The following is a 9516-nucleotide window of genomic DNA, read 5'->3' on the forward strand; positions in this document are numbered from 1 at the left end:
CGAAGCGTCCATGCCCCCATACTTGGCCCGCCACTTGTAAAACGACGCGTCGCTCATGCCATGCTCGCGGCACAGCTGAGAAACCGGCACCCCGCCTTCGGCCTGACGCAGGATCGCGATGATCTGCGCTTCTGTGTATCTGCTTGTCTTCATTCGAATTCTCCTCGTTCATCTTGCCGAGAAAATTCTACTTTTGCAGCCCCTTAATTTCGGGGGGGATTACCTGGCGATGGGCGGCCTGCTTGCGTTGATGGGGAATGTGGACCTGCTGGGCGGTGTCGCAACGCGTCTGACCGACCTTGAGGCCAGTGGCGCAGTGCTTCAGACAAAACTGTTTTTGCCGCTGTTCATGCTGGGCAACGCCTTCCTGAAATTTGTCTGGTCCAATCGCGTGTTCGGTTACTGTTCGGTCGTCATGGGGGCTGTGCCGGATGATCCCGAAAACCCGCAATCCATGCCCTTGGCGTTGAAAGCTGGGAAGCTGAACGGGCGCGCAGCGATGAATTTCAACGCAGGTCTGCGCGCGATGTATTTCGCGCTTTGTGCGCTGGCCTGGCTGGGCGGGGCATTGGTGCTGCTTGTCGGCATCGCGGTCACCGCATGGGTCGTCTGGAGCCGTGAATTCTCCTCCGCCTCGCGCGAGATTATTCTGGGCCGCGACGGTCCCAAGTCGTAATTCCAGCGCCCCTGCCTAGAGTGGAGGGTTCAACCGCCCCCGACTGGCTGGCACAGGCTGCATCCCCTTCACCTGACCTTCATTTCCCTAGGACTCCGGTCACCAAACCGGTCCCAATGACAGACGCGAAAGTCCCACCCGAACAGATTGTGCTGTCGCGGTAAGTAAGTTCATCAACCACTTACAAGCGAGAACACAATGACCAACCCTTACCAGAACACACCCACCGCGCGCTTCATCACTGATCGGGTGCGCGACTTGTCCCACCGCAAAACGCAATCTGAAATCGCAGCGGAAGCTGGATTCGTGAATGCGAATTTCATATCGCTGCTGAAGTCCGGCAAGAACAAGGTGCCGCTGGACCGCGTGCCGTCGCTTGCAAGGGCGCTGGAGGTCGATCCGGCATATCTGATGCGTCTTGCGCTGGACCAGGCTGTAGGCGCGACCGCAGCGAAAGCGATCACCGATATCTTCGGCACGCCCGCAACAGAGAATGAGATCGGCTGGCTGAATGAAATCCGGGATGCGTCCGACAACACTGACCCGCGACTGACTGCACGGTCTCGCGCAGCACTTCGGGGGATATTCGGGAAATGAGTGACGATCTTTTCGTGTTACCAGCGGGTCCGGCGGGTCCATGGGACCAGTTGACCCAGAACGAGCAGGCGTGGATCGAGTTCATTCGGATCATCTCGTGCGGACGTGACCCGAAGATCACACCTACGCGGGTGCGCGCTTTGAGGGAGCTGCTGGACGAAGAAAGGGGTAGTAGGCCGAATCAGATTTGATTCGCACGACATACTCCGGCGTCCAGACTATCGATATGGTGCAGCGTCGAAGAGAATCTGTAACACAAACCGCACCACAAACTGCTACACAGGTTGCGTTGGGCTGATCTTAACGTGTTGATTTTTATGAGCTTTATGGTGGGTGATGAGAGACTCGAACTCCCGACATCTTCGGTGTAAACGAAGCGCTCTACCAACTGAGCTAATCACCCTTGCGCACAGCCTTTAGCCAGATTCGCGGGCGGCTGCAATATCGGAACGGCGCTGTTTTCATCAGATTTTGGTTAATTAAGCCTTAACCATATTTTGCGATATAAATGTCCATGTGCAGATGGTTCCTGATCCCCGCTTTTTTCCTTATGGCATGTGATTCGCCATCGCCGTGGCTGGCGCATGGCACGGCCACACAGGTTCAGACAGCAGGGTATGCGCTGACGGTCTGGCAGGCTGGCGACAATGTCGAGGTTGTTCGTCACGGTTATGCCCCGCGCAAGGACCAGCCGCAATTGCGCCCGGCTATGGCGCGCGCAATTGTCGATGTGACATCTTGCGCAATTCGCCCCGGCACATTGGAAGGCGACAGTGGCGTGCTGCGCGCAAAACTTGATTGTGACTAGAGGGTGCCCGCGTTCATTCGTAGTCACGCGACCCACACTAACCTTATGGTGTCGCATGTATTCTGGCGCAAAACCGGTCCCCACTTTTGCGCAGCACGCAAAGCACCCTTGGCCACGCTGTGCAAAATACTGGCCGCCACATTGCGCCATATCAAGGCGCGGATGTCTGGAACATGCTTGTTATACCCCATCCATTTGTGATGAGGGGCACCATGAGCAGATTGTTTCCGCTAATTTACAGTATCGTCGGGGTGACCTGTGCCGGTATCGGTGTCGTGGTCGCGCTAAGCATTGGGCAGGACACGCTTCAGCCCATTCTGGCATGGGCTGCAGGCGGCGCCGTGGTGGGCGTGGTCGCCAGCTGGATCATTGCGCGCAAGCTGATCGAAGGCTGATCAATCGAACCACATTCGCGCCGTCGCTTCAAAAGGGCGCGGGGCCTCGGCATGCAGCCAATGGCCCGCGTCTGGAAGTTTGGCGAATTTTGCTGCGGGAAACAGCGCTTTTATCGCGCTGCGGTGTTCGGGCAGCACATAGTCCGAATTTGCGCCGCTTAGAAACAGGGCAGGGCGGGGGAAACTGCCGGTCACATCGTCCGGCCAGCCGGTAATGCGCGGCATTTCCCGTTCCAGCACGTCCAGATTCAGCCGCCAGCGCGGTCGTGCGGCGCGCAGGTCCAGCGATTGCAGCAAGAATGCGCGCACGCCGCGATCGGCAATATCCTTGCCCAATGCGGCATCTGCATCAGCGCGGGATTTCAGGGCGGTCAGGTCCAGCTTGCGCATGGCGTCAATCAGGTGTGTCTGGCTGTGCCCATAGGCAACTGGCGCAATGTCGGCCACCAACAGGCGGTTCACCAGTTCAGGCTGTGTCAAGGCCAGCATCATGGCGGCCTTGCCGCCCATGGAATGGCCCAGAACGTCCATGGGCGCGCCTTCAGCCGTGATCACTTGCGCCAGATCATGGGCCAGATCGTCATACCCGTGGCTGTCGTGCCACGGGCTGTCGCCATGGTTGCGCATATCGACGCTGATAACCCTGCGGTCATCCGCCATGCGTTTGGCAATGGCCCCCCAGTTGCGCGCAGATCCGAACAACCCATGCACAATCAGCAATCCGGGCAGGTCAGTGGGGGGGCCGTTGCGCAGTATGTTCAGCATGGGGGATTTGGCCTGCCCCAGTCAGGTGCAGGCCCCTTTGTCACAGGTTCGGATAGATGGGGAAGCGCGCGCAAAGTGCCGTAACCTCGGCCTTGACGCGGGCTTCAACGGCGGCGTTTCCATCTTCGCCATTTTCGGCCAGCCCGTCGACAACGGCCACGATCCAGTCGCCAATCTGGCGGAATTCGGCTTCGGTGAAACCGCGCGTTGTGCCCGCCGGTGACCCCAGACGAATGCCGCTGGTGACAGTCGGGCTTTCGGTGTCAAACGGGATGCCGTTCTTGTTGCAGGTGATATGCGCCCGCCCCAGTGCCTTTTCGGTGGCGTTGCCTTTTACGCCTTTGGGGCGCAGGTCCACCAGCAACAGGTGCGAATCCGTGCCACCGGTCACAATATCCAGCCCGCCTTTGACCAGTTGATCGGCCAGCGCCTGCGCGTTCCTGATGACCTGCTTCTGGTAATCGACAAACCCCGGTTGCAGCGCTTCACCAAAGGCCACGGCCTTGGCCGCGATCACATGCATCAGGGGACCGCCCTGAATGCCGGGGAAAATGGCGGAATTAAACTTTTTCGCCAGCCCTTCATCATTGGTCAGGATCATGCCACCGCGCGGGCCGCGCAGGGTTTTATGGGTGGTGGTGGTCGCTACATGGGCATGTGGGAACGGGCTGGGATACAGCCCCGCCGCCACCAGCCCTGCGAAATGCGCCATATCGACCAGCAAATAGGCCCCCACGCTGTCGGCAATCTGGCGCATGCGCGCGAAATCAATGATGCGCGGAATGGCCGACCCGCCCGCGATCAGCATTTTGGGCTGGTGTTCGCGCGCCAGTGCTTCGATCTGGTCGTAATCAATGGCGTAATCTTCTTGCCGCACGCCATATTGCACGGCGTTGAACCATTTGCCCGACTGGTTGGGGCGCGCGCCATGGGTCAGATGGCCGCCCGCATCCAGTGACATGCCCAGAATGGTGTCACCCGGTTTCAGCAGGGCGGTAAACACGCCTTGGTTCGCCTGTGACCCTGAATTGGGCTGCACATTGGCAAAACCGCAGTTGAACAATTTGCAGGCGCGTTCAATGGCCAAATTCTCGGCCACATCGACATATTGGCACCCGCCATAGTAGCGCTTGCCGGGATAGCCTTCGGCGTATTTGTTGGTCAGCACGGACCCTTGCGCATCCATCACCGCCTTGGAGACAATGTTTTCCGATGCAATCAGTTCAATTTCGTCGCGCTGGCGGCCCAGTTCGGCCTGCATTGCGGCGAAAAGTTCCGCATCGCGGCTTTCGATGGTTTCGGTGAAAAAGCCTGTATCGCGTGGGGTGGTGTCCATTGGGCGGCCTCCGCAAGGGTCTGGTCAGGGGTTTGGGGTTCAATTAGCGCATGAACGCCCTTGGGGAAAGGCTTGATTGCGTCGCATGGGCGTAAGTCTGCGACCCAAAAGCGGGGGCGGGTTTCCTATTGGCGCGTATCGCGTGCAATAGGAAGCAGCCCTTGCCAATCGGCGTCGTTACAGGTCACATGGCGCGGACCATGCCAGCCCTGAGGATCGAATGCCCGCAGATATCGCCTTTCTGGCCAGTTCGGCCCCGGACGCACAAGCTGCGCTTGCGGATCTGACCGCGCAATACGGGAATTGCCCGCTGGACAACGCGCGGGTGATCGTCGCGCTTGGCGGCGACGGGTTCATGCTGCAAACGCTGCATGCCACGCAAGCGCTGGATACGCCGGTTTATGGCATGAACCGCGGAACAGTCGGGTTCATGATGAATGCCTATCGCACGGACGGGTTGCTGGAACGGCTGGAACAGGCGGAAATGGCAGTGCTGAACCCTTTGCGGATGCGTGCCACCCGCATTGACGGCACAGCGGCGGATGTGCTGGCCATCAATGAAGTGTCGCTGTTGCGTCAGGGCGCGCAGGCGGCAAAACTGCGTATTGTGGTGGATGGGCGCCAGCGGCTGGATGAACTGGTGTGCGATGGCGTCATCCTCAGCACGCCTGCGGGGTCGACGGCCTATAACTATTCGGCACATGGGCCGATCCTGCCCATCGGGTCGGATGTGCTGGCATTGACGCCGGTTGCGGCGTTTCGGCCCCGGCGCTGGCGCGGGGCGTTGCTGCCAAAGGGCAGTCATGTCCGGTTTGAAGTCATAGACCCCGCCAAGCGCCCGGTCATGGCCGATGCCGACAGCCGGTCCGTGCGCAATGTGCTAAGTGTCGACATTTCGTCAGATCAGCGCATTTCGCATAAATTGCTGTTTGATCCCGGCCATGGGCTGGAAGAACGCCTGATCCGCGAACAATTCGTCTGACTGGCGCGCAGCCCGTCAAAAAGCCCCGCGCGCGAATGCGGCGGGGCTTTTTGACGTGTGTATGGGCGCAGGTCTTGCTTACAGCAGCGCCTTGACCTTTTGCGCGACATCTTCAGCGGTGATGCCGAAGTGTTTATACAATTCGGGCGCGGGTGCCGATGCGCCAAAGCCCTGCATGCCCACAAAGCCCGCCTTCTCGCGGCGGCCGCGTTCATCGCACAGCCAGCGGTCCCAGCCAAAGCGCACACCGGCTTCAACGGCCACACGCACAGGGCCTGCGGGCAGAACCTTGCGGCGGTAGGCGTCAGACTGGTCCTCGAACAATTCCCAGCACGGGAAGGAGACAACGCGCGTCCCAATCCCTTCGGCTTGCAGCAAGTCGCGCGCGGCCATGGCGATTTCCACCTCGGACCCGGTGGCCATCAGGATGGCCTGGCGCTTGCCGTCAGCTTCGGCCAGCACATAGGCCCCTTGCGCGGTCTGGTTCTTGACCTTGTGTTCAAGGCGCAGCGTGGGCAGGTTCTGACGGCTTAGCGCCAGCACAGATGGGGTGCGTGGGGCGGTCAGCGCAATTTCCCACGCTTCGGCGGTTTCCACTGTGTCACAGGGGCGGAACACATAAGTGTTGGGGGTGGCGCGCAGCATGGCCAGATGCTCGACCGGCTGGTGGGTTGGCCCGTCTTCGCCCAGACCGATGGAATCATGGGTCATCACATAGGTGACCGGAACCCCCATCAGCGCCGACAGGCGCATGGACCCGCGCGCGTAATCGGTAAAGCACATGAACGTGCCGCCATAGGGTTTGACACCGCCATGCAGCGCCAGCCCGTTCATGGCCGCCGCCATGCCATGTTCGCGGATCCCGTAATAGACATACCGTCCCTTGCGGTCATCTGCGCTGAACACGCCCAGACCCGCTGTCTTGGTGTTGTTGGACCCGGTCAGGTCCGCAGACCCGCCCATGGTTTCGGGCATGATGTCGTTGACGACTTCCAGCACCATTTCTGACGATTTGCGCGTGGCCACCTTGGGGGCGGTTTCGCTGATCTGTTTTTTCAGCGCGCGAATGGCCGCTTCCAGCTTCTTGGGGGCCTGGCCTGCCATGCGGCGGGTGAATTCGGCCTGTTTGGTGCCCGACAGCTTGGCAAAACGGTCTTCCCATGCGGCGCGGGCGTCGGCCCCTTTTGCGCCAATGCTGCGCCATGCGTCCAGAATATCGGCGGGAATGTCGAACGCGCCATGCGGCCAGTCATAGATTTCCTTGGTCGCGGCAATTTCCGCATCCCCAAGGGGGGAGCCATGCGCGCCTGATGTGTCGGCCTTCTTGGGACTGCCAAAGCCGATGATCGTCTTGCAATCAATCAACACAGGGCGGTCAGACCCTTTGGCCGCAGTCAGCGCGCGGTCAATGTCAACCGGATCATGCCCGTCACAGGACAGCACCTTCCAGCCCGCTGCAGCAAAACGCGCGCGCTGGTCGGTGGAATCCGACAGGCTGACGCGCCCGTCAATTGTAATGTCGTTATTGTCCCACATCACAATCAGGCGGCCCAGCTTCTGGTGGCCTGCCAGCCCGATGGCTTCGTGGCTGATCCCTTCCATCAGGCAGCCATCGCCCGCGATGACATAGGTGTAGTGATCCACCACTTTTGGCCCGAATTCCGCGCGCAGCTTTTCTTCAGCCATGGCGAACCCCACAGCGTTGGAAATGCCCTGACCCAGCGGGCCGGTGGTGGTTTCCACGCCGGTGACATGGCCGTATTCGGGGTGCCCTGCCGTGATCGCGCCCCATTGGCGGAAGTTCCTGATCTGCTCCAGCGTCATATCTTCATAGCCGGTCAGGTACAGCAGGGCATAAACCAGCATGGACCCATGACCCGCTGACAGGATAAAGCGGTCCCTGTCTGCCCAGTTGGGGGTTTTGGGGTCGAATTTCATGTGCTTCTCAAACAGCACGGTCGCCACATCGGCCATGCCCATGGGCATGCCGGGATGGCCGGAATTGGCGGCTTGCACCGCATCCATGGCCAGCGCGCGAATGGCGGTGGCTTTTTTCCAGTGGTCGGGGTGTGCTTGACGAAGGGCAGCAATATCCACGGGCATCGGTCCTTATTGGGGCAATGTTTGCGCTCTCCATAGCAGTCTTGGCCGTAAGTTCAAGCAAAGCCAGCATGGCGCGCAGCTGTGGCGGGCATTGTTGGAATATCCGGGGTTTGGCTGTAGTCTTTTGCATAGAACCTTGCGTGCCTTGCCAGACGTGATTCGGCATGACAAAAAGGGAAATCGGAACAGGGCGACAGAAAGCAGGACATCTATGAGCGATATAAAAGATCTGGAGCAGCGCATCAGTCGCGCGCTCGACCGGATTTCGCGCAGTGTGGACGCCGTGCGCGCCGCGCCGCCCCCGCAGGTTTCTTCCCCCCCCTCCCAAGAGGTGGAAGACCTGCGCGCCCAACTGGACGCAGAACGCGCCAAGACCGCCCAACTGACCGAGCGCGTCAATGCCGTGCGCCAGCGTCAGGAAAGTTCCTTCACCACGCTGGAACGCAGGCTGGCGCGCATGACCGAACAACTGGATTTGCAAAGCCTTGAAATGTTGCGCCTGAAAAAGGCCAATACAAAACTGATCGAAGCCAACCGCCAGTTGCGCGACGGCCATGAAGCCATGGTCATTGAACCAAGCGCGATCAATCGCGCGCTTCTGGCCGAGTTGGAAGCCTTGCGCGCCGAACGTGCGGCTGACATGGTTGAAATTGAAGATGTGCTGGGGGAATTGAAGCCCTTGATCAAGACAGGGGATGACCATGCCTGAGCAGACAATCATTATTGGCCACAAGGAATTCAAGGTCGCCTGCCAACCCGGCGAAGAAGGGTTCCTGTTGGCCGCTGCCGAGATGCTGGATGCGGAAGCGCGCACGCTTCTGGACCAGATCGGCCGTGTTCCCGCCGAACGCATGTTGCTGATGTCGGGGCTGATGCTGGCGGACCGCACCGCCGGGGTCGAAGACAAGCTGCAAGCCGCACAGGCCGAACTTGCGTCGCTGCGCGAAGAAATCTCGCGGCTGCATGCGCGCCCCATGCCCGAACCGCGCCATGTGGAAGTTCCCGTTGTGCCACAGGACCTGACCGACGCGCTGACGGAACTGGCCGCGCGCGCCGAAGCCGTGGCGGATGATCTGGACCAGCGCAAGTAACCCTGTATCGCGCGCGCTATGGTGATATGTGGCGCAAGGCCGCCTGCAAGGCGGCGCTGAAGTCCGGGTGGGAATAAATGTCGTTGTGGCCCGCGCTAATGCGGGCAACATGCAGCGATACGCTGTCTGACGACAGCAGCCCTGCAATCAGGGCGTCCGTGCGGGCGGGCGGGATAACTTCATCGCGGGTGGCGGCAAGAATGGCCACAGGCACGGGCCGGTCGTGCAAATCGTCCAGCGGGGTCATGTCATGGCGCAGCAACCATGCGACGGGCGTCCATGGCAAACTGTCGCGTGCCACATTGCGCAGGCTGTCGAAAGGGGTGAGCAGTGCGACGCCGTGCACATCGCGCATAGCGCCCAGATGCGCCGCCGCCCCGCCGCCAATGCTGAACCCTATGGCAATGATCCCTGTTTCGGTGCTGGCCATATGGTCATGGATCAACACGGCATCCTTGCGCAGCGCGCGCGCTGACGGGGTGCCGGTGCTGGGCGCATAGCCACGAAAATGGAACGCCGCAACAGGGTGGTCGGGCGCGTGCTGGTGCAAAAACAGCGCCATGGCTTCGGCGTTCCATGCATTGCCGCCAAACCCCAGCAGCAGGGCCGCATTTTCGCGCCGCCCCGGTATGCGCACCCCCTCCAGCACATCGCCATCAGGGGTTTGCAGCGTCAGGCGCACAGTGCCTTCGGGCAAGGGGGGCGCAGGACCAGTCAGGCCGCGCGGGAAAATCAGGGATGTCTGAACGGCGGCCAGAAGCGT

General features: G+C 60.5%; 12 protein-coding genes and 1 tRNA gene. 7 read left to right on the top strand and 6 right to left on the bottom strand.

Going from position 1 to position 9516, the window contains the following annotated elements:
- Positions 1 to 153, bottom strand: a 153-nt coding sequence (locus ACTZWY_RS19110) for a transposase (protein WP_444792303.1), incomplete at its 3' end; no start/stop codon positions are given.
- Between the two features lie 76 nt (positions 154 to 229).
- Here ACTZWY_RS19110 and ACTZWY_RS19115 point away from each other — a divergent pair.
- On the top strand, positions 230 to 676 hold the full coding sequence (locus ACTZWY_RS19115; protein WP_444792305.1) for a DUF599 domain-containing protein: 447 nt from the start codon (positions 230 to 232) through the stop codon (positions 674 to 676).
- Positions 677 to 874: 198 nt separating this feature from the next.
- A complete protein-coding gene (locus tag ACTZWY_RS19120; RefSeq protein ID WP_444792306.1) occupies positions 875 to 1273 on the top strand; it encodes a helix-turn-helix domain-containing protein in 399 nt (132 codons plus the stop codon).
- A gap of 327 nt (positions 1274 to 1600) precedes the next feature.
- Here the strand turns inward: ACTZWY_RS19120 and ACTZWY_RS19125 are convergent.
- Positions 1601 to 1676: transfer RNA gene (locus ACTZWY_RS19125), tRNA-Val, on the bottom strand.
- Positions 1677 to 1781: 105 nt separating this feature from the next.
- Here ACTZWY_RS19125 and ACTZWY_RS19130 point away from each other — a divergent pair.
- Together ACTZWY_RS19130 and ACTZWY_RS19135 are read left to right on the top strand one after the other, a co-directional pair.
- On the top strand, positions 1782 to 2081 hold the full coding sequence (locus ACTZWY_RS19130) for a hypothetical protein (protein ID WP_444792307.1): 300 nt from the start codon (positions 1782 to 1784) through the stop codon (positions 2079 to 2081).
- Positions 2082 to 2293: 212 nt separating this feature from the next.
- Complete coding sequence (locus tag ACTZWY_RS19135; protein ID WP_444792308.1) at positions 2294 to 2476, top strand: CTP synthetase; 183 nt, start codon at positions 2294 to 2296, stop codon at positions 2474 to 2476.
- Here ACTZWY_RS19135 and ACTZWY_RS19140 read toward each other — a convergent pair whose 3' ends face one another.
- Together ACTZWY_RS19140 and glyA are read right to left on the bottom strand one after the other, a co-directional pair.
- The gene (locus tag ACTZWY_RS19140; RefSeq protein WP_444792309.1) at positions 2477 to 3241 is read right to left on the bottom strand and encodes an alpha/beta fold hydrolase; all 765 of its coding nucleotides are present in this window, start codon (positions 3239 to 3241) and stop codon (positions 2477 to 2479) included.
- Between the two features lie 40 nt (positions 3242 to 3281).
- Positions 3282 to 4577 (bottom strand): serine hydroxymethyltransferase, encoded by a 1296-nt coding sequence (gene glyA, locus ACTZWY_RS19145; RefSeq protein ID WP_444792310.1) that lies wholly within the window; start codon positions 4575 to 4577, stop codon positions 3282 to 3284.
- Positions 4578 to 4797: 220 nt separating this feature from the next.
- Here glyA and ACTZWY_RS19150 point away from each other — a divergent pair, with 220 nt between their 5' ends.
- Positions 4798 to 5559, top strand: coding sequence for an NAD kinase (locus ACTZWY_RS19150; protein ID WP_444792311.1), 762 nt, complete (start codon positions 4798 to 4800; stop codon positions 5557 to 5559).
- Between the two features lie 78 nt (positions 5560 to 5637).
- Here the strand turns inward: ACTZWY_RS19150 and tkt are convergent, their stop codons facing one another.
- Positions 5638 to 7656 (bottom strand): transketolase, encoded by a 2019-nt coding sequence (gene tkt / locus ACTZWY_RS19155; protein WP_444792312.1) that lies wholly within the window; start codon positions 7654 to 7656, stop codon positions 5638 to 5640.
- Between the two features lie 217 nt (positions 7657 to 7873).
- Here tkt and ACTZWY_RS19160 point away from each other — a divergent pair, with 217 nt between their 5' ends.
- Positions 7874 to 8371: a hypothetical protein gene (locus ACTZWY_RS19160; RefSeq protein WP_444792313.1), complete on the top strand. Its 498-nt coding sequence runs from the start codon at positions 7874 to 7876 to the stop codon at positions 8369 to 8371.
- The gene (locus ACTZWY_RS19165; RefSeq protein ID WP_444792314.1) at positions 8364 to 8753 is read left to right on the top strand and encodes a cell division protein ZapA; all 390 of its coding nucleotides are present in this window, start codon (positions 8364 to 8366) and stop codon (positions 8751 to 8753) included. The genes ACTZWY_RS19160 and ACTZWY_RS19165 overlap by 8 nt, the downstream gene beginning before the upstream one ends.
- 16 nt (positions 8754 to 8769) lie before the next feature.
- Here the strand turns inward: ACTZWY_RS19165 and ACTZWY_RS19170 are convergent.
- The coding region (locus ACTZWY_RS19170; protein ID WP_444792315.1) for a hypothetical protein at positions 8770 to 9516 on the bottom strand (747 nt) is incomplete at its 5' end.

The sequence above is a fragment of the Roseinatronobacter sp. NSM genome (assembly GCF_052379845.1).
GTDB lineage: Bacteria > Pseudomonadota > Alphaproteobacteria > Rhodobacterales > Rhodobacteraceae > Roseinatronobacter.